Raw genomic sequence first — 18,668 nt, 5'->3', positions numbered from 1 at the left:
GCCCTCAGTACGTCCCGCGTCCCTTACGCGAGGATCGCGGTGGCTTCGACCTCGACCAGGTGGTCCGGGACGGACAGGGCAGCGACGCCCAGCAGGGTCGCCGGCGGGGTCGCCGTCGTGCCCAGCTTGGCCTTCGCCCGGGAGATCCCGTCCAGAAGGGCGGTCATCTTGTCGGGGGTCCAGTCCACGACGTGGACGGTCAGTTTCGCCACGTCGTCGAAGGAGCCGCCGGCCCCCGCGACGGCGGTGGCGACGTTGAGGTAGCACTGTTCGACCTGTGCGGCGAGGTCGCCCGCGCCGACGGTGGTCCCCTCGGCGTCCCAGGAGACCTGGCCGGCGACGAAGACCAGCCTCGTCCCCGACGCGACCGCCGTCTGGTGGTAGACGTCGATCTCGGGCAGCCCCTCGGGGTTCAGCAGGGTGACGGGCATGGTGGTACGCCTCCTCATAGGGGCGGCCGGGACGCGCACGGCCACCCAAAACTCTCTTGTGGTTACTGAGGAACTGTAGGAGAGTGTCCGCTGACGTGGAAGAACGCACTTTTCAGTGACTGGGGAACCTCATGGTGAGCAAGCAGTTCAAGGGCTCGGACGGCGAGGCGGACCTGAGGCGGGCCGACTCCCTGGCGCGGGAGATCTTCACGGACGTCGCCAACAAGTGGGCGTTCCTGATCATCGAGGCCATCGGCGAGGGCACTCTGCGGTTCGGCGAGCTGCGCGGCCAGGTCGAGGGCATCAGCCACAAGATGCTCACCCAGAACCTGCGCATGCTGGAGCGCAACGGGCTGGTCGAGCGGAAGGTGTATCCGACCGTGCCGCCGCGGGTGGAGTACACCCTCACCGAGCCGGGGCGGGCCCTGCGCGCGACGGTCGACGCGATGTGCGCGTGGACGCAAGCCCACCTCGGCGACATCGAGGCCGCCCGCCGCCGCTTCGACGCATGAGGCCCCACGCCGGGACCGCCCGGGCGAGGGAGGTTTCAACTACCGACAAATGGGGTCAGGTGACGTCAGGCCCGAGTTAAGCGCCGCGCAGGGGGTAGGCGGCGTGAAACTCACGAGGAGGGTCTTGATGCCTGAACGCGATCTCCAGTACTTGACCGAACTGGCCGCGCAGCTGCGCGTCGACTCCGTACGCGCCGCCGCGGCGGCCGGTTCCGGGCACCCCACCTCGTCGATGTCGGCGGCGGACCTGATGGCCGTGCTGTTCGCCTGCCACCTCAGGTACGACTTCGACCGCCCCGACAACCCCGGCAACGACCACCTGATCTTCTCCAAGGGCCACGCCTCCCCCTTCTCTACTCGCTCTACAAGGCGGCGAAGGTCATCGACGACGAGGAGCTGCTGTCGTTCCGGCGCCGGGGAAGCCGCCTGGAGGGGCACCCCACCCCCCGGCTGCCCTGGGTGGACGTCGCGACCGGCTCCCTCGGTCAGGGGCTGCCGGTGGGCGTGGGCGTGGCCATGGCGGGACGGCTGGAACGGCTGCCGTACCGGGTGTGGGTGCTGTGCGGTGACAGCGAGCTGGCCGAGGGGTCCATCTGGGAGGCGGCCGAGCACGCCGGGGCCGAAGGGCTGGCCAACCTGGTCGTGATCGTGGACGTGAACCGGCTGGGGCAGCGCGGCCCGACCCGGCACGGATGGGACACCGGGGCGTACGCGCGCCGGTTCGGCGCCTTCGGCTGGCACACGATCGAGATCGACGGCCACGACCCCGGCCAGATCGACTTCGCGCTGGGGGACGCCTGCAACACCCGCCGGCGTCCCACCGTGATCCTGGCCAAGACCCGCAAGGGCGAGGGGGTCGTCGAGGTCGAGAACCGGGAGGGCGCGCACGGCAAGGCGCTCAAGGATCCCGACAAGGCCATCGACGAGCTGGGCGGGCCGCGCAGCGTCCACGTGGACGTGCACAGGCCGGAGGGTGAGGCCGCGCCGTACCACTTCGACCCGCGACCGGCGACGGTGCCCGAGTTCGAGGTCGGCGCGAAGGCGGCGACCAGGGCGGCGTTCGGCGCGGCGCTGGCGGCGCTCGGCGCGGCCCGCGGCGACGTGGTGGCGCTGGACGGCGAGGTGGCCGACTCGACCAAGACCGAGGAGTTCGGCCAGGCGTTCCCCGAGCGCTTCTTCGAGATGTACATCGCCGAGCAGCAGCTCGTGGCGGCGGCCGTCGGCCTGTCGGTGCGCGGCTGGACCCCGTACGCGGCCACCTTCGCGGCGTTCCTGACCAGGGCGTACGACTTCGTCAGGATGGCCGGCGTGAGCCAGGCGTCGATCCGGCTGGTCGGCTCGCACGCCGGCGTCTCGATCGGCGAGGACGGCCCCTCGCAGATGGGCCTGGAGGACCTGGCCATGATGCGGGCGGTGTACGGCAGCACGGTGCTGTACCCGTGCGACGCCAACCAGGCGGCGGCGCTGACCGTCGAGATGGCGGACGTGTCAGGGGTGTCCTACCTGCGCACCACCCGCGGCGAGACGCCGGTCATCTATCCGCCCGGCGAACGTTTCCCGGTGGGCGGCTCGCGGGTGCTGCGGAGCTCGCCCGACGACCGGGCCACGATCGTGGCGGCCGGGATCACGGTGCACGAGGCGCTGGCGGCGGCCGACGAGCTGACGGCGGCCGGCATCCCGGTCGGCGTGATCGATCTGTACTCGGTCAAGCCGGTGGACGCGGCGGTGCTGGTGGAGGCCGCCACGACGACGGGCAACCTGATCACGGTCGAGGATCACCGGCTGGAGGGCGGTCTCGGCGACGCCGTGCTGGACGCCGTCAGCGAGCTCGGCCCGCGGGTGGTGAAGCTCGCCGTGACCGGGTTGCCCGGGTCGGCGACGCCTGAGGAACAGCTCGCGGACGCCCGCATAGACCGCCACGCGATTGCCGAGGCGGTCAAGCGGTTGTTGTGAAGGAACTAGCGGGCCTTCGCCGTGGCCTTCCTGTTGGCCTTCTTGATGGCGTCCACCAGTTCCTTCTTGGTCATCCTGGATCGGCCGCGCACCCCGAGCCTGGACGCCACGCCCTGCAAGTGCTCCTTGCTGGCGTTGGCGTCCACGCCCTCCTCGGTCCTGCCGGAGCGGTCGGTCGCGCCCTTGTCGGACGGTCCCTTCTGCCCCTTGGGCTCCCAGTGGTCTCCGACCTTCTCGAAGGAGTGCTTGAGCGCGGCGAACGCGGTCATGTGCGCGCGCCGTCCCTCTCCGTACTCCTTCACGGCGGAGTCGTGCGCCTTGATCCACGTGTTCTGTGCCTTCTTCGGCGAACGCTTGATGGTCGACGGCAGCTCGTCAACGGCTGGCATGTCGATTCACCTCCTACAGCGGCGGCTCGTCGTAGTGGCGGCGCTCCTCGTACACCGTGGTCCTGCGGGTCTCCGGCTCCTCGTAGATCTCGTGCCGGTGCACCGGCTCGTCGATCGGGCCGACCGCCCTGCGGGTGACGCTGATCCGGTAGATGCCGAACAGCAGCCCCGCCAGGCCGCCGAGCATGAGGATGACGCCCACGACGTTGATGTCGAGGCCGGCGAGGTCGAACTCGACGGCCCAGGTGAGGATCGCACCGAGCATGATGAGGATGATGCTTCCGGCGATGGTCATCAGATTTACCTCCTTGACACGAAGGAACCTCTATCCACATGTCGAAAAACAAACCAGTCGTGGTGATCGGGCTGATGGGATCGGGTAAGACGACCGCGGGCCGCCTCCTCGCCACAGCGCTGGGAATGCCGTTCACGGACAGCGACCCGTTCCTGGAGAAGGAGCACGGCGGCACGGCGGCGCAGATCGCCGTCCGCGAAGGGGCCGGCGCGCTGCACCGGTACGAGGCCGAGCACGTGCTGGCGGCGCTGGCGGGCGAGCCGAAGGTGATCGCGGCGGCGGCCAGCACCGTGGAGGACCCCCGGGTGCGCGAGGCGTTGCGCGAGGCGTTCGTGGTCTGGGTGGACGCCGCCGACGCCGTCCTGGCCCGGCGCATGAGCTCGGGCGCGCACCGCCCCGAGTTCCGGCCCGCGGAGATGCGGGCCCGGCGCGAGCGCTACTTCCAGCAGGTGGCGGACCTGACGTGTGACGTCGGCGTGCTGACCCCCGAGGACGTGCGCGACGCGGCTCTGCGGAAAATGGGTTTGCCCGCCGATGAGCAGGACTGATACCCAGAGGGGATGTTCGCCGAGAAACCCACTCTGACGGGTGAGCGCGTCAGGTTGCTCCCGGTCGGCCCCGAGCACGTCGAGGGCCTGATCGCGTTGATCAGCGATCCGGAGGTGCAGCGGCTGACGGGCTCGCACGGCGAGGTCGACCACGGGGTGGCCCGCCAGTGGTACGGCACGCGGGGCGAGCACGCCGACCGGCTCGACCTGGCCATCATGGCCGGCGACGAGTACGTCGGCGAGGTCGTCCTCAACGAGCTCGACCGGCACAACCTGTCGTGCAACCTGCGGATCGCGCTGATCGGCGCCCGGGTCTTCGGCAAGGGCTACGGCACCGAGGCGATCGAGCTGGTTCTCGGCCACGCCTTCGCCACCACGCCGCTGCACCGCATCGGCCTCGGCGTCTTCACCTTCAACGAGCGGGCGCGGCACGTCTACAAGAAGATCGGGTTCGTGGAGGAGGGCGTGCAGCGCGACACCCTGCTGTGGGAGGGCGAGTGGCACGACTCCGTGACGATGTCGGTGCTGCGGCCGGAGTGGCAGTCAAGATCCAGAAGCCTGGCATAATGATCATGACGCATGGGTCCCCCGAGGCGCGCGGGGGACCTGTGGTCGTTCCCTCACAACCAACGGCCGGTCCGGCGCATCTAAGCATCAGTGACGATGCGCTTGGTGCCTGGTGACCCCGAGAGGCTGGGCGGCTTCTGGCTGGCCGCCCGGCTCGGCGCGGGCGCGCGCGGGGTGGTCTACGACGCCTACGACGACGAGGGCCGCCGCTACGCGGTGAAGGTGCCCCGGGTCGAGGTCGAGCCGGTCGCGCGGGTGAGCTGCCCGCACCTGGCGGAGGTGGTCGCCTCCGGGGCCGATCACGGCATCCCGTACGTGGTGAGCGAGTTCGTCGACGGGCCCGACCTGCGGCAGGCGGTCGAGCGGCACGGGCCGTACCGGGGCGAGGAGCTGGCGGCCCTGGCGGGCGCGCTGGCCGGGGCGCTCCGCGCGCTGCACGCGGCCGGGCTGACGCACCGCGACCTGCGGCCGGAGAGCGTGCTGCTGGCGGCGGGCGGCCCCAAGGTGATCGACATGGGGGTGGCGGTCGGCGGGTCGCTGGGGGCGACGTGCACGTACCTGGCCCCCGAGATCCTGACCGGCAGCGGCCACGAGACGGCGACGGACGTCTTCTCCTGGGGGGCCGTGGTGCTCTACGCGGCCACGGGCGGCGACCCGTTCTCCGGGCGGAGTCTCGGCGCGGTGCTGCACCGGCTGCTGACCGTCGATCCCGACCTGAGCGCCCTGCCCGACGGGCTGCGCGAGCTGGTCGGGCGGGCACTGGCCAAAGACCCCGCCGCCCGCCCCGCGGCGGACGAGCTGCTGGTCGAGGCCGACCCCGCCGCGTTGCGCCCGCCGGCGGGCGCGTTGCGCCCGCCGGCGGGCGTGGCCGGGCACAGGTCGCTCGGCGAGCTGGCCGAGCGCGTCTACGCCGGGCTCACGCCGCGCCAGCAGGAGGCGGTGCCGGGCCTGCTGCTGCGCCTGATGGACGGCGACGACCCCCACGACGAGGGCGGCGTGCTGGCCCCGCTGATGGACGCCGGGCTGCTCGTACGCCGGAGCGTGCGGGTGCCGCCCACCGAGACCCCGGTCGGCAAGCTCGTGGCCGTGCGCGACGACCGGGTGGCGCCGGCCAGCGCCGCGCTCTACCGGGCCTGGCCGCGTCTGCGCGGCTGGGTGGCCGACGAGCGCGACGGCCTGGCCGTCCACCGGGAGCTGCGCCTGGCGGCCGACCGATGGTCGCGCCACCGGCGCGGGCGCACGTACCTCTACCGGGGCGACCGGCTCGACACGGCGCTCGGCTGGGCCGCGGCCAAGCGCCGCCACCTGCGGCTCAACCAGCTCGAACGCGACTTCATCGGCGCGAGCGTGGCCATGTCCAAGCAGCGCAGGCGGCTGCTGCGGCCCTCGCTGGCGACCCTGGCCGCCGCCCTGGCCGTCGCGGTGTCGATGTCGGCCGTCTCGCTCAACGGCGAACGGGAGCTGCGCGGACACCTCCTTGAGGCCAACGCGCGGGCCGTGGCCGCCCGCGCCGAGGCGCTGCGCTCCTCCGACCCGCGTACGGCGATGCGGCTGAGCGTGGCGGCCTGGCGGATGTCGCCGGTGTTCGAGGCACGGGTGGCGTTGCAGGCGTCGCTGTCGCAGCCGGAGCTGGGCGTGTTCACCGACCCCGCGGCCGACGAGCGGGCCGGCTACCTGCTGCGCGGCGACGAGCTGGTCAGGTGGCGCGACCGCACGCTGACCGTCTGGGACGTCCGCAGCGGCCGGCAGCTGGCCGCGCACGCGCTTCCCGAGGGCAGCGCCGCGCTGAGCGACGACGGCCGGTACGCCGAGGGCACCGGCGGGCAGCCCGTCGAGGTGGCCACCGGCCGGGCCCCCGCGACCGGGACGTACACGATCACCAGCGGCAACCGCACCAGGGTCTACCGGGGCGCCGAGGTGCTGCTCGACGTGCTCGACCACCGGGTGGCGGTGTCGCGCGACGGGAGCCGGGCCGCGGTCTCCGACCTGGACGGGCGGGTCGAGCTCTGGTCGCTGCCGGGCCGGGCCAAGGAGCGGGAGTTCACCGTCCGGCCGCAGACCGGGCCGGACCGGTCGGCTCCGCCCCTGTCGTTCAGCCCCGACGGCCGCACCCTGGCCGTCGCGGGCCGCGACGGCGTGACCCTCCTCACGCCCGGCGCCGAGCCGCCGCGGGAAGCCACCGCGACGACCACCGCCGCGTTCGCGGCGGAGGCGGGCGACGGGGAGATGCCGGCGGACGGCTCCGCCGGCACGCCCGTGTTCAGCCCCGACGGCAGCCTGCTCGCCCTCCCCGGCCGAGACGAGGTGCGCCTGTGGAGCGTGGCCGACCGGCGGCTGGCCGGCGCCTACCGCTTCCGCGGCGACCAGCACGGCGACCTGGCCTTCTCCGCCGACGGCCGCACCCTGCGCTACCTGAGCGGCCTGGGCTCGGTCGTCTCGCTCGACGTCTCCGGGCTCCCGGCCCCCTCCCCCGGCGTCCACACGGCCGCGCTGTCGAGCGACGGCCGGGTGGCGGCCAGAGACGTCGGGAACGCCATCCGGCTCACCGACGTGGTGGCGCGCAAGCCGCTGGCCGAGATCGCCGCCACCGGCGACGTCGCCTTCGACGCGGCGGGCAGGCTGCTGGCCGTGGCGGGCGACCCGGTCACCGTCTGGGAGGCGTCGGGCGGCAGGAGGGTCACCGTCATCGACGCGGGCGGCGACGTGCCGGCCGTGGCCCTGTCCCCCGGCGGCGACACGCTGGCCACCGCGCGCGGCCGGCGGCTGGAGACCTGGGACGTGCGCGCCGGCCGCCGGATCAGGGCCTACGAGGGTGCGGGCGACCTGGCGATGGCCTTCAGCCCCGACGGGTCGACGCTCGCCTCCGGCACGAACCTGCTCGACCTGCGCACCGGCGAGATCACCCCGCTCGCCCCGGCCGCCGCCCGGCCCACCGCGCTCGCCTTCTCCCCCGACGGCCGCACGCTGGCCCTCGGGCTCGGCGGCGGACGCGTCGAGCTGTGGGACGTGGGCGAGCGCGAGCGGGCCGGCTCGATCGAGACCGGCACGGCCCCCGTGCACGACCTGCGCTTCTCCCCCGGCGGCGACCTGCTCGCGATCGACGCCGAACGCACCTCCCTGTGGGACGCCGGCACGCTGCGCGAGGTCGGCCAGGTCGGGTCGGGGGCCGAGGGCCTGGCCTTCAGCCAGGACGGCCGCAGGCTGCGCGGCGTGGCGGCGGACGGCAGCGTCCGCGAGAGCCCGGTGGACCCGGCGCTGACGGCGCAGGAGGTGTGCGCCCGCGCGGGCGGGCCGCTCAGCCAGGACGAGTGGAGCCGGCTGATCCCGGAGAGCGGCTACCAGGGCGGCTGCTGAGGCGGGCGGCCGGTCAGGAGGCGGGGTAGGTCTTGAGCACCCTGCCCTGGGGGTCGGCCACCAGGTAGCCGGTGCGGTAGGCGTCGCCGAGGTAGACGAGCAGCACCTGCTTGGTGCTGGTGAAGACGAAGTTGGGATCGACGATGAGGTAGCGCGTGGTGGGCTTGCGCACGCCGAGGACGCTCTCGGCCTTCTTGAGCAGGCCGGGCAGGGCGTCCCAGTTGTACTTGGCCAGGTCGACGGGCGGGGTGCGGACGGTGGAGCCGGTGCCCTCGCGGGTGGCCTTGCCGTCGCGGTAGGCGTAGCGGTCGTAGACGGCCGGGTCGCCCTTGAGCGGGGCCTCGGCGGAGATGTACGTCGGGTAGACGACCATCCGGACGACCTTGGTGCCGCCCATGACCGGCTTGAGCGCCTTGATCGCGGCGCGGATGCCGTCGGGGGTGAGCAGGTTCTCCGGCTGCGGCTCCGGCTCCTTGCTCGCCTCCGGCTCCTGGGCGTCGGTGGTCTCCACCGGGGTGATCTGCGGCGTGTTCGGCTGGGTCGGTTCCTCGGCCCCGCGCACGCCCGGGAGCAGCGTGTAGACCAGCACGCCGGTCACCGCCAGCGCGCCCACGGAGGCCGTCACGGCGGCGACCGGCGAACGGCGGGCGCGGCGCGACGCCACGGTGCCGGGCTGCGAGAACGACGGCTGCGGCCCCCAGGGGTGCGGTGCCCCGGGCGGCACGGTGGCCCCCTGCCGGGCCCCGGGCGGCACAGTGGCCCCCTGCGGCGGGCCATGGTGGAGCGGACCCGCCTGATGGAGCGGACCCGACGGTGCGGACGGGTGACCGGGGTGGAGCGGTCCCGAGGGTGCGGACGGGTGACCGGGGTGGAGCGGGGCCGGGGCCGGGGCGGGCGGCAGGTAGGCGGGCGGGGCCGAGCCGGGGTCGGCGGCGGCGGCGAGCATGCGGTCGAGGGTCTCGGCGTCGGGACGGCCGGCCGGGTCGCGGCGCAGCAGCGCGCCGAGCACGGGACCGAGCGGCCCGGCCCGCTCCGGCGGCGGCACCTCCTGGTTGAGCACGGCGGCCAGCGTCGCCAGCGTGGTGCTCCGGCGCAGCGGGTGGCGGCCCTCGACGGCCACGTACAACAACATGCCGAGCGACCACAGGTCGGAGGCGGGGTCGCCCTCGTGCCCGTTGATGCGCTCGGGCGCCATGTACTCGGGCGAGCCGATGAACGACCCGGTCGCCGTCAGGCTGGTCGACTCGCGCACGGCGGCGATGCCGAAGTCGGTGAGCACCGAGCGGCCGTCCTCGCGCAGCAGCACGTTGGCGGGCTTGACGTCGCGGTGCTGGATGCCGACGGCGTGCGCGGCGCGCAGCGCGGAGAGCACCTCCCGGCCCAGGCGGGCGGTCTCCCAGGGCGTCATGGGCCCGCGCGCGAGGCGGTCCTGGAGCGAGCCGCCGGTGACCAGCTCCATGACGATCCACGGGTAGCCGTCGCCGCCCGGGTCGACGATGTGGTGGATGGTGGCGACGTGCGGATGGTTCAGCCGGGCCAGCGCGCGGGCCTCGCGCAGCACCCTGGCCCGCAGCGCGCGGGCGGCCTCGGGGTCGTGCTCCTCGAACGAGGGATCGGGCGGCCGGACCTCCTTCAGCGCGACCTCGCGGTGGAGGGCGGTGTCCCAGGCGCGCCACACCAGGCCCATGCCACCGCCGCCGAGCCTCTCGGTCAGCTCGAAGCGGTTGTCGATCACGCGATTGTGCATGGGAAGCAGCGTAGGGCCGGGCCGTGGTCGCCGTCATCAGGGTGGTCGCGGTGGGGATGGACGGGCTGGTTGGATGGGCGCCATGAACGCAGGCGATCACCAGCTCGGCATCTACCTGACGGGCATGCTCGAAGGCCGTACGCCGGAGCTGACCACCGACCTCTCGGCCCTGGAGGGCGCGGCCAGGCGGGTGCTCTCGCCCGAGGCGCTGGGCTACATCGTGCCGAGCGCGGGCAGCGGCTCGACCGCGCGGGCCAACCTGGAGGCGTTCGAGCGGCGCCGGATCGTGCCGAGGATTCTGCGCGGCGTCGCGCGGCAGCGTGACCTGTCGTGCGAGGTGCTGGGCACCCCGATGGCGGCGCCGGTGCTGGTGGCGCCCATGGGGGTGCAGACGCTGGCCCACGAGGAGGGCGAGCTCGCCACCGTGCGGGCCGCGGCCGCGGTCGGCGTCCCGTACGTGCACTCGACGGCCGCCGCCCACGACTTCGAGCAGGTGGCGGCGGCGGGCGGGGACGCGCCGCGCTGGTACCAGCTCTACTACCCGACCGACCGGGACGTGTGCCTGAGCTTCCTGCGCCGGGCCAGGGCGACCGGCCACTCGGTGCTGGTGGTCACGCTGGACACGACGCTGCTCGGCTGGCGTCCGGCCGACCTCGACCGCGGCTACCTGCCGTTCCTGGCCGGCACGGGCATCGCCAACTACCTGAGCGACCCCAACTTCGCCGGGGTCGAGAACCCGGTCGCCCACTGGGCGGGCATGTTCCCCAACCCGGGCCTGAGCTGGGACGACCTGCCGTTCCTGCGCGACCACTGGGACGGCCCGATCGTGCTCAAGGGCATCATGAGCACCGAGGACGCGCGCCTGGCCGCCGAGCACGGCGTCGACGGGATCGTGGTGTCCAACCACGGCGGCCGCCAGGTCGACGGCGCCCTGGCCGCGCTCGACGCGCTGCCCGGCATCGCCGAGGCGGTCGGCGACCGGCTGACGGTGCTGTTCGACTCTGGCGTGCGTACCGGGGCCGACGTGGTCAAGGCGCTCGCGCTGGGCGCGCGGGCCGTGCTGGCCGGCCGTCCCGTGCTGTACGGGCTGGCGCTGGGCGGCCAGGCGGGCGTCGAGCACGTGCTGCGCTGCCTGCTGGGCGAGCTGGACATCACGCTCGCCCTGTCCGGCTACTCCTCCCCGGACGAGCTGGGCCCCGACGCGCTCGCCTGATGGCACATCGAGGTCCGGAAATGACCGCGATTGCCCCTACCTTTGTCCCCATGGATCCCCTCATCTCCCAGCGCGCACTCAACCGGGCCACGCTCGACCGGCAACTGCTGCTGCGCCGCGGCAGCGGGAGCGTGCAGGAGGTCGTCGAGCGGCTCGGCGGCCTCCAGGCGCAGACCCCCCACACCTGGTACGTCGGCCTGTGGAACCGCATCGAGGGGCTCAAGCCCGAGGACGCCTCCGGCCTGCTGGCCGGCCGCGAGCTGGTGCGGATCGCGCTGCAGCGCTCCACCATCCACCTGGTCACCGCCCGCGACTGCCTGGCCATGCGGCCGCTGTTGCAGGTCGTCACCGAGCGCATGACGCGTACGACGTTCGGCCGGCGGCTGGCCGGCGTCGACCTGGACGAGCTGGCCGCGACCGGCCGGGCGCTGCTGGAGGAGCGGGCGATGACCTTCGCCGACCTCGGCCGGGCGCTGGGCGAGCGGTGGCCGGAGCACGACCAGCACGCGCTCGGCCAGGGCGTGCGCTGGCTGCTGCCGCTGGTCCAGGTGCCGCCGCGCGGGCTGTGGGGCAGGAGCGGGCCGGTCGCGCACACCACCGCCGAGTCGTGGCTGGGCCCGGCGGAGGTGCCGCCGATGACGCCCGCCGAGCTGGTCCGGCGCTACCTGGCCGCCTTCGGCCCGGCCTCGGTGCAGGACGCGCAGACGTGGTCGGGCCTGACCAGGCTGGGCGAGGTCGTCGAGTCCATGGACCTGGTCCGCTTCAGGGACGCCGCCGGCCGCACGCTGTACGACCTGCCGGAGGCCGTCCGGCCGGCGGCGGACGTCCCGGCCCCGGTGCGGCTGATGTACGACTTCGACAACCTGTTCCTGTCGCACGCCGACCGCTCGCGGGTGATCAGCGAGCGCGGCGCGGCCGTCATGCAGGGGTCGTTCATGGGCACGAACGTGATCCCCCGGATCATCCTGGTGGACGGCGTCACCGCCGGCGACTGGACGGTGACCAGGGCCAAGGGCGTCTCCACGCTGAACGTGCACCAGTGGACGCCGATCGCCGAGCTGGACGAGGTCGAGCGGGAGGCGCGGCTGCTGCTGGAGTTCCTCGCCCCCGACGACGAGCACGACGTCTCAGTCCTTGACCGCCCCTCCAAGCCCTGACACGAGCCGCCGCTGCACCGCCACGAAGAAGATCAGCACGGGGATCGTCATCAGCGTCGAGGCCGCCATGATCCCGCCCCAGTCGTTCTCGTTGGGCTTGAAGAAGACGAGCAGCGCGGCGGGCAGGGTCTGGTTGTCCTTGGCCGAGATGATGAAGGTGCGCGCGAAGACGAAGTCGTTCCAGGCGGTGATGAAGGAGAACACGCTGGTCGCCACCAGGCCGGGCGCGACCAGCGGGAACAGGATGCGCCACAGCACGGTCGCGTGTCCGGCCCCGTCGATCATCGCCGCCTCCTCCAGCGCCTCCGGCACCCCGGCGACGAACCCGCGCAACATCCAGATCGCGAACGGCAGCGTGAAGGCGAGCTGCACCACCACCAGCGAGGCCAGCGTGTTGAGCAGCCCCAGGTCCCGGACCACGAAGAACAGCGGGATCGTCAGCGCCTCGACCGGCACCATCTGCGCGACCAGGAACATGATCAGCACGGTCGTCCTGAACCGGAAGGCGAACCTGGTCACGGCCACCGCCGCGAGGAAGGCGACCCCGGCCGACAACACGACCACGACGAGCGCCACGATCGCGCTGTTGAGCAGGTAGCGGGCGAAGTTCTCCCCGGTCAGCACGCGGACGAAGTTGTCCAGCGTCGGATGGGACGTCCAGGGCCTGACCTCCAGCGACTGGATCTCCCCGGCGGGCTTGAGCGCCGACAGGACCATCCAGTAGAGCGGGAACGCGGTGAGCAGGGCGACCACCAGCGCGACCGCGTTGGGCAGAAGACGGCGTCGGTTCACAGGCGTTCCCCACTGCGCCGCAGCGCCCGGATGTAGAACAGGGTGATCACGAGCAGGATCAGCGTCATGACGACCGCGACGGCCGAGCCGAGTCCGTACTCGGAGGAGCCGAAGGCGATCTGGTAGGCGTAGACGTTGAGCACGGTGTTCTGCCCGGCCACGCCGCCGCCGTTGGTCATCACGTAGATCTGGGTGAAGAGCTTGAAGTCCCAGATGACCGACTGGATGACCACGATCGTGACCAGCGGCCGCAACATCGGCACGATGATCCGCCAGAAGCCCTGCCAGGCCGAGGCGCCGTCGAGCGCGGCCGCCTCCAGCACCGAGGCGGGGACGGCCCGGATGCCCGCGTACAGGGTGATCATCACGAACGGGAACGAGTGCCACACGACCGTCGCGCCGACCACGCCGAAGGTGACCCACCGGTCGTAGAACCAGTTGAACCCGTCGATCCCGAGCACCTGGTTGACCAGGCCGAGGTCGGCGTCGAACAGGAACATCCACACGGTGGAGCCGGTCATCGCGGGGGCCGCCCACGCGCCGAGCGCCGCCAGCGACAGGGCCGTCCTCGGCAGCGGCCCGGTCCTGGTCAGCAGCACGGCCAGGGCCGCGCCGACCGCCAGCGTCGCGACGACCAGCGCCGCCGCGAACCCCACGGTCTGCGCCAGCACCTCCCAGAACCGCCGGTCGCCGAGCAGCGCGGCGTAGTTGCCGAACCCGACGAACGTGCTCGGCTGCCCGCCGCTGACCTGCGCCTGCCGGTAGTCGAAGACCGACAGCAGGCCCAGCATGTAGACGGGATAGCCGAACATGGGGACCAGCACGGCCGCCGCGGGCAGCAGGTAGAGCCAGGGGCGCCCGCGGCGGACGGTCGTACCTCGGCTCACGAGCGGCCGAAGGCGGTCTTGACGGCCGCGGCCGCCTCGGTGGTGGCCTGCTCGACGGTGGACTGACCGGTCGCGACCTTCTGCAGCATCGTGGGGACGACCTTGCCGTTGTCGATCTTCACCCAGGCGGGGTCGATCGGCACGAACCGGGTGCCCTTGGCCACCGTGTCCAGGAACGGCTTGACGAACGGGTCCTTGGCCGCCAGCTCGTCGCGGGCCGAGGTGAGCGTCGGCAGGTTGCCCATCGCGTCGTACATCTTGGCCTGGTACGCCTTGCCGCCCAGGAGCTTGACGAAGTCCGCGGCCAGGGTGCGGTGACCGGCGTTCTTCAGCACGCCCAGGTTGTTGCCGCCGGCGAAGGCGGGCGCGATCGAGCCCTCGGCCGCGCCGGGCAGCGGGACGACGGCGTACTTGCCGGCCGCCGCGCCGGCGTCCACGGCCGAGCGGTTGAAGTTGCCGAGTATGCCCATCGCGGCCTTGCCGCCGGCGAACAGCTCGACCGTCTTGCCGCCGGTCAGCGAGACGCATGCCTGCGGCGGGCAGACGTCGTCGGTCAGCAGGTCCGTGTACGCCTTGACGCCCTTGCGCGACTGCGGCGAGTCGAGCGAGGTGATGTCGCCGCCGGCGTCCCAGACGAAGGGCAGGGCGCCGAAGGTGTACTCGCCGCCGACGGCTATGCCGTACAGGTCGGGCTTCTTCTTGCGGATCGTGCGGGCGGTCTCGGTCAGGGCGCCGATGGACGTGGGCGGTTTCAGGCCGAGCTCGTCGAAGACGTCGGTGCGGTAGTAGAGGGCACGGATGCCGATGAACCAGGGCAGGCCGTACTGCTTGCCCTGGACGGAGGCCGACTTGACCAGGTCGGGGGTCAGGTCCAGGCCCTTCAGGTCGGCGGTGAGGTCGGCGAATCCGCCGGCGGCGGCGTACTCGGCGAGGTCGGTGTTGCCGTACTCGGCGACGTCCGGGGAGCTGGCCGGGTCGTTGAAGGCGCCCTTGAACTTCTCGTGCCGGGCGGGCGTGGTGGGGATGTAGGTGACCTCGACCTTGACGTCCGCGTGCGCGGCGGTGAACTCCTTGATCGCCTCGTTGACGACCTTGTCCTTGGGGGCCCGGTTGGGCTCGTCGAAGAGCCAGACGCGCAGCGTCCCCCTCCGCTCGTCGCCGCCGCCGGAGGCGGGAGCGGTCGAGGGCGCGCAGGCGGCCAGCGTGAGCAGGGCCGTTCCGGCCGCGGCAAAGTAAAGAAACTTCACTATTACCTCCTGCGCAGACACTAGGAATTCGCCCAGGAGTCGAGAAGACTTGTCAGGAGATGTTGTGCAGTGCACAACAGGGTGCTGCATTTCGCGAAATTTCATCGAATATGGTGACTTGCGTGCCCGAACGCAACCAGTCCGCCTCGCTCCGGCGCGCTCTGGCCGTCCTGGACCACGTACGCGGCCACACCGGCCTGTCGCTCACCCAGCTCGCCGAGGGCGTGGGCCTGTCCAAGAGCACGGTGCTGCGGCTGACCGTCCCGCTCGTGGAGGCCAGGCTGCTCGAACGCGACCGCAGGACCGGGGCGTACCGGCTGGGGCACGGCACCCTCCAGCTCGGGCAGGCGTACCTGGCCACGCTGGACCTGCGCGCGGTCGCCGCCGAGGAGTCGCACCGGCTGATGAGCGAGGTGCGCGAGACCGTGCACCTGGTCGTCTACGACCACCCGCACGTCGTCTACATCGACAAGGTGGAGAACGAGACGAACGTGCGCATGGCCTCGCGCATCGGCAGCCGCGGCCCGGTGCACGCCACGGCGGTCGGCAAGGCGATCCTGGCCTGGCAGCCGGAGGAGGCGCTGGCCGGGCTGGCACTCGACCCGATCACCAAGCACACCATCACCGACGCCGACCGGCTGCGTGCCGAACTGACCCACATCCGGCGGCGCGGCTACGCGGTGGACGACCGCGAGAACGAGCCCGAGGTGCGCTGCGTCGCCGCGCCGATCTTCAACCACAACGACGCCGTCGTCGCCGCCGTCTCGGTCTCCGGGCTCACCTCGCGGATCACCGCCGCGCGGGTGCGGGAGCTCGGGCCGCTGGTGGCCGGGGCGGCGTCGCGGATCTCCAGAAAGCTGGGCAGGCCGACCACATGACCGAACTGGTGACCTTCGGCGAGACCATGGCGCTGTTCGCCGCCCGGCGCACCGGGCCGCTGCGCTTCGCCCGCGACTTCGACCTGGGCCTCGGCGGCGCCGAGTCGAACGTGGCGATCGGCGTGGCCCGGCTCGGCCACCGGGCGACGTGGGCCGGGCGGGTGGGCGACGACGAGTTCGGCGACCTGATCCGGGCCACGCTCACCGGCGAGGGCGTGGACGTGCGCGCGGTCACCGACCCGGACGCCCCCACCGGGCTGATGATCAAGGGCAGGCGCACGGCCGACCTCGTGGACGTGCGGTACTACCGCAAGGACAGCGCCGGGTCCCGGCTGCGGCCGGCCGACCTCGATCCGGCGCTGATCGCCTCGGCCAGGGTGCTGCACGTCTCCGCGATCACCCCGGCGCTGTCGGCGTCGGCCCGGGAGACCGTGGCGCACGCGATCGCCGCGGCGCGGGCGGCCGGCGTGCTCGTCTCGCTGGACGTCAACTACCGCCGGGCCCTGTGGACGGCGCAGGAGGCGGGCGCCTGGCTGCGGGAGACGGTCGGCGGCGTGGACGTGCTGTTCGCGACCGTGCCGGAGGGCCGCCTGGTCGCCGACGTCGACGACCCGGCCGAGCTGGCCAAGGCGCTCGCCTCGCTCGGGCCCTCGTACGTGCTGGTCAAGTCGGGGTCGGCGGGCGCGCTGGAGCTGTCCGGCGGAGTGCTGCGCCGGGCGCGGCCGTACCGGGTGACCGAGGTGGACCCCGTGGGGGCCGGGGACGCGTTCGCGGCCGGGTGGCTGGCCGACTGGCTGGCCGGGGCGGACCCGGAACGGCGGCTGGACACCGCCTGCGCGGCGGGGGCGTTCGCGGTGACCTCGCAGGGCGACTGGGAGAGCCTGCCCCGCCGCTCCGACCTGGGCCTGCTCGGCCGGGGCGCCGACGGCGTGAGCAGGTAGCCGCCCCAGGACGAGGTTTTGCCCGTTTTCGACCCGTTCTTGAGGGCAGCCGGGGAAGATCTCGTCCGGGGAGAGGAAACAGTGCGATGACAGACGTCTCCAGCAAGGGTCCGCAGTCGAACGACGAGCGCGAGGTGCTCACCAACCGACAAGGGCATCCCGTCTACGACAACCAGAACCAGCGGACGGTCGGCCCGCGCGGACCGGCGACGCTGGAGAACTACCAGTTCCTGGAGAAGATCAGTCACTTCGACCGCGAACGCATCCCCGAACGGGTGGTGCACGCCAGGGGCGCGCTGAGCTACGGCTACTTCGAGGCGTACGGCAAGATCGGCGACGAGCCGGTCAGCCGCTACACCAGGGCCAAACTGTTCCAGGAGGCCGGCAAGCGCACCGACGTGGCGCTGCGCTTCTCCACCGTGATCGGCGGCCGCGACTCCGCCGAGACCGCCCGCGACCCGCGCGGCTTCGCGATCAAGTTCTACACCGAGGACGGCAACTGGGACCTGGTGGGCAACAACCTGGCCGTCTTCTTCATCAGGGACGCCATCAAGTTCCCCGACGTCATCCACGCGCTCAAGCCCGACCCGGTGACCTTCCGGCAGGACCCGAACCGCATCTTCGACTTCATGTCCCAGACCCCCGAGTCGATGCACATGCTGGTCAACCTGTTCAGCCCGCGCGGCATCCCCGCCGACTACCGGCACATGCAGGGATTCGGCGTGAACACCTACAAGTGGGTCAACCAGCAGGGCGAGACGTTCCTGGTCAAGTACCACTGGATGCCCAAGCAGGGCGTGCGCAGCATGACCGCGGCGGACGCGGCGGTCGTCCAGGCGGGCGACCTCGGGCACGCCACGAAGGACCTGCACGACGCCATCGAGCGCGGCGACCACCCCGAGTGGGAGCTGCTGGTCCAGCTCATGAGCGACGAAGAGCACCCCGAGCTGGACTTCGACCCGCTCGACGACACCAAGGTGTGGCCGGAGAACGAGTTCCCGGCCAGGCCGGTCGGCCGCCTGGTCCTCAACCGCAACGTCGAGAACCAGTTCGCCGAGAACGAGCAGGCCGCCTTCGGCACCGGCGTCCTGGTGGACGGCCTCGACTTCTCCGACGACAAGATGCTGGTCGGCCGGACGTTCTCCTACAGCGACACCCAGCGCTACCGGGTCGGCCCGAACTACCTGCAACTCCCGGTCAACCAGGCCAGGAATGCGCCCATCAGGACCAACCAGCGCGACGGCCAGATGGCGTACTTCGTCGACACCGGCGGCGAGGACCCGCACATCAACTACGAGCCCTCGCTGCGCGGCGGCCTGCGCGAGGCCGAGTACCCGACCCTGGACGAGGAGGGCCCGGTCATCAACGGCCGGCTCATGCGCAGGCGCATCCCGCGGACCAACGACTACAAGCAGGCCGGCCAGCGCTACCTGCTCATGGAGCAGTGGGAGCGCGACGACCTGGTGCGCAACTTCGTCGACGCGCTCAGCCAGTGCGACCGGCGCATCCAGGAGCGCATGGTCTGGCACTTCCTGCTCGTGGAGGACGACCTGGGCCTGCGCGTCGGCGAGGGCCTGGGCATCACCCCGGACGACGTCGCCCGGCTGGAGCCGCTGGCGAGCCAGGACCTCACCGACGAGGACCGGGAGCGCCTGGTCAAGCTCGGGCGCAACGGACCGCGCGACGTGGAGGGGCTGAAGATGACCCACTGCGTGCCGAACGAGCGGGCCGCCCACGCCGACGGCCTCTGAGCGGCG

17 protein-coding genes and 1 pseudogene are annotated in these 18,668 nt (G+C 72.5%); 11 read left to right on the top strand and 7 right to left on the bottom strand.

The annotated features are described in order from the left end of the window. Nucleotides 1-23: 23 nt before the first annotated feature. Nucleotides 24-431 carry a RidA family protein gene (locus ACNF49_RS12920; protein ID WP_357996670.1) on the bottom strand — a complete coding sequence of 136 codons (408 nt, stop codon included), beginning with the start codon at nucleotides 429-431 and terminating at the stop codon, nucleotides 24-26. A gap of 131 nt (nucleotides 432-562) precedes the next feature. Here ACNF49_RS12920 and ACNF49_RS12915 point away from each other — a divergent pair, with 131 nt between their 5' ends. The 3 genes and pseudogenes from ACNF49_RS12915 to ACNF49_RS12905 all read left to right on the top strand — a co-directional run bounded on the left by ACNF49_RS12915 (nucleotide 563) and on the right by ACNF49_RS12905 (nucleotide 2,896). Continuing rightward, nucleotides 563-943 carry a winged helix-turn-helix transcriptional regulator gene (locus ACNF49_RS12915; RefSeq protein ID WP_357972849.1) on the top strand — a complete coding sequence of 127 codons (381 nt, stop codon included), beginning with the start codon at nucleotides 563-565 and terminating at the stop codon, nucleotides 941-943. 49 nt (nucleotides 944-992) lie between these two features. Further along, nucleotides 993-1,229 (top strand): annotated as a pseudogene (locus ACNF49_RS12910) (hypothetical protein); the annotation flags it as partial. Beyond that, nucleotides 1,211-2,896, top strand: a complete 1,686-nt coding sequence (locus ACNF49_RS12905; RefSeq protein WP_482945523.1) for a transketolase — start codon at nucleotides 1,211-1,213, stop codon at nucleotides 2,894-2,896. The pseudogene ACNF49_RS12910 and the gene ACNF49_RS12905, both read left to right, overlap by 19 nt. A gap of 5 nt (nucleotides 2,897-2,901) precedes the next feature. On the opposite strand, the gene ACNF49_RS12900 is transcribed toward ACNF49_RS12905, so the two are convergent. Further along, nucleotides 2,902-3,285 carry a ChaB family protein gene (locus ACNF49_RS12900; protein ID WP_357972855.1) on the bottom strand — a complete coding sequence of 128 codons (384 nt, stop codon included), beginning with the start codon at nucleotides 3,283-3,285 and terminating at the stop codon, nucleotides 2,902-2,904. Between the two features lie 13 nt (nucleotides 3,286-3,298). Continuing rightward, nucleotides 3,299-3,580, bottom strand: coding sequence for a hypothetical protein (locus tag ACNF49_RS12895; RefSeq protein ID WP_352319513.1), 282 nt, complete (start codon nucleotides 3,578-3,580; stop codon nucleotides 3,299-3,301). A gap of 38 nt (nucleotides 3,581-3,618) precedes the next feature. On the opposite strand from ACNF49_RS12895, the gene ACNF49_RS12890 reads away from it, so the two are divergent. The 3 genes from ACNF49_RS12890 (at nucleotide 3,619) to ACNF49_RS12880 (ending at nucleotide 8,049) form a co-directional block, all read left to right on the top strand. Further along, nucleotides 3,619-4,128, top strand: a complete 510-nt coding sequence (locus ACNF49_RS12890; protein ID WP_498702357.1) for a shikimate kinase — start codon at nucleotides 3,619-3,621, stop codon at nucleotides 4,126-4,128. 12 nt (nucleotides 4,129-4,140) lie between these two features. After that, nucleotides 4,141-4,695, top strand: a complete 555-nt coding sequence (locus ACNF49_RS12885) for a GNAT family N-acetyltransferase (protein ID WP_482943784.1) — start codon at nucleotides 4,141-4,143, stop codon at nucleotides 4,693-4,695. A 96-nt stretch (nucleotides 4,696-4,791) separates the two neighbouring features. Next, nucleotides 4,792-8,049, top strand: a complete 3,258-nt coding sequence (locus ACNF49_RS12880; protein WP_482943783.1) for a protein kinase domain-containing protein — start codon at nucleotides 4,792-4,794, stop codon at nucleotides 8,047-8,049. Nucleotides 8,050-8,062: 13 nt separating this feature from the next. Here ACNF49_RS12880 and ACNF49_RS12875 read toward each other — a convergent pair whose 3' ends face one another. Beyond that, complete coding sequence (locus tag ACNF49_RS12875; RefSeq protein ID WP_482943782.1) at nucleotides 8,063-9,796, bottom strand: serine/threonine-protein kinase; 1,734 nt, start codon at nucleotides 9,794-9,796, stop codon at nucleotides 8,063-8,065. A gap of 82 nt (nucleotides 9,797-9,878) precedes the next feature. On the opposite strand from ACNF49_RS12875, the gene ACNF49_RS12870 reads away from it, so the two are divergent. Both ACNF49_RS12870 and ACNF49_RS12865 read left to right on the top strand, forming a co-directional pair. Then, complete coding sequence (locus tag ACNF49_RS12870; RefSeq protein ID WP_482943781.1) at nucleotides 9,879-11,009, top strand: alpha-hydroxy-acid oxidizing protein; 1,131 nt, start codon at nucleotides 9,879-9,881, stop codon at nucleotides 11,007-11,009. 50 nt (nucleotides 11,010-11,059) lie between these two features. After that, nucleotides 11,060-12,166, top strand: a complete 1,107-nt coding sequence (locus ACNF49_RS12865; RefSeq protein WP_482943780.1) for a winged helix DNA-binding domain-containing protein — start codon at nucleotides 11,060-11,062, stop codon at nucleotides 12,164-12,166. On the opposite strand, the gene ACNF49_RS12860 is transcribed toward ACNF49_RS12865, so the two are convergent. Genes ACNF49_RS12860 through ACNF49_RS12850 form a run of 3 tightly spaced genes read right to left on the bottom strand, consistent with a single transcriptional unit; the run spans nucleotide 12,137 to nucleotide 15,092 of the window. Continuing rightward, complete coding sequence (locus ACNF49_RS12860; RefSeq protein WP_482943779.1) at nucleotides 12,137-12,958, bottom strand: carbohydrate ABC transporter permease; 822 nt, start codon at nucleotides 12,956-12,958, stop codon at nucleotides 12,137-12,139. The genes ACNF49_RS12865 and ACNF49_RS12860 overlap by 30 nt on opposite strands. Further along, on the bottom strand, nucleotides 12,955-13,845 hold the full coding sequence (locus tag ACNF49_RS12855) for a carbohydrate ABC transporter permease (protein WP_357972879.1): 891 nt from the start codon (nucleotides 13,843-13,845) through the stop codon (nucleotides 12,955-12,957). The genes ACNF49_RS12860 and ACNF49_RS12855 overlap by 4 nt, the downstream gene beginning before the upstream one ends. Further along, nucleotides 13,842-15,092 carry an extracellular solute-binding protein gene (locus tag ACNF49_RS12850; protein ID WP_482943778.1) on the bottom strand — a complete coding sequence of 417 codons (1,251 nt, stop codon included), beginning with the start codon at nucleotides 15,090-15,092 and terminating at the stop codon, nucleotides 13,842-13,844. The genes ACNF49_RS12855 and ACNF49_RS12850 overlap by 4 nt, the downstream gene beginning before the upstream one ends. Nucleotides 15,093-15,214: 122 nt before the next feature. Here ACNF49_RS12850 and ACNF49_RS12845 point away from each other — a divergent pair, with 122 nt between their 5' ends. The 3 genes from ACNF49_RS12845 (at nucleotide 15,215) to ACNF49_RS12835 (ending at nucleotide 18,662) form a co-directional block, all read left to right on the top strand. Beyond that, complete coding sequence (locus tag ACNF49_RS12845) at nucleotides 15,215-15,970, top strand: IclR family transcriptional regulator (RefSeq protein ID WP_357972885.1); 756 nt, start codon at nucleotides 15,215-15,217, stop codon at nucleotides 15,968-15,970. Then, the gene (locus tag ACNF49_RS12840) at nucleotides 15,967-16,911 is read left to right on the top strand and encodes a sugar kinase (protein WP_357972888.1); all 945 of its coding nucleotides are present in this window, start codon (nucleotides 15,967-15,969) and stop codon (nucleotides 16,909-16,911) included. Before ACNF49_RS12845 ends, ACNF49_RS12840 begins: the two co-directional genes overlap by 4 nt. Before the next feature lie 86 nt (nucleotides 16,912-16,997). Continuing rightward, a complete protein-coding gene (locus tag ACNF49_RS12835; RefSeq protein WP_357972891.1) occupies nucleotides 16,998-18,662 on the top strand; it encodes a catalase in 1,665 nt (554 codons plus the stop codon). The last annotated feature ends 6 nt before the right edge of the window (nucleotides 18,663-18,668 follow it).

The sequence above is a fragment of the Actinomadura sp. ATCC 39365 genome (genome assembly GCF_054392275.1).
This window is presented reverse-complemented; position numbering and strand designations above follow the sequence as displayed.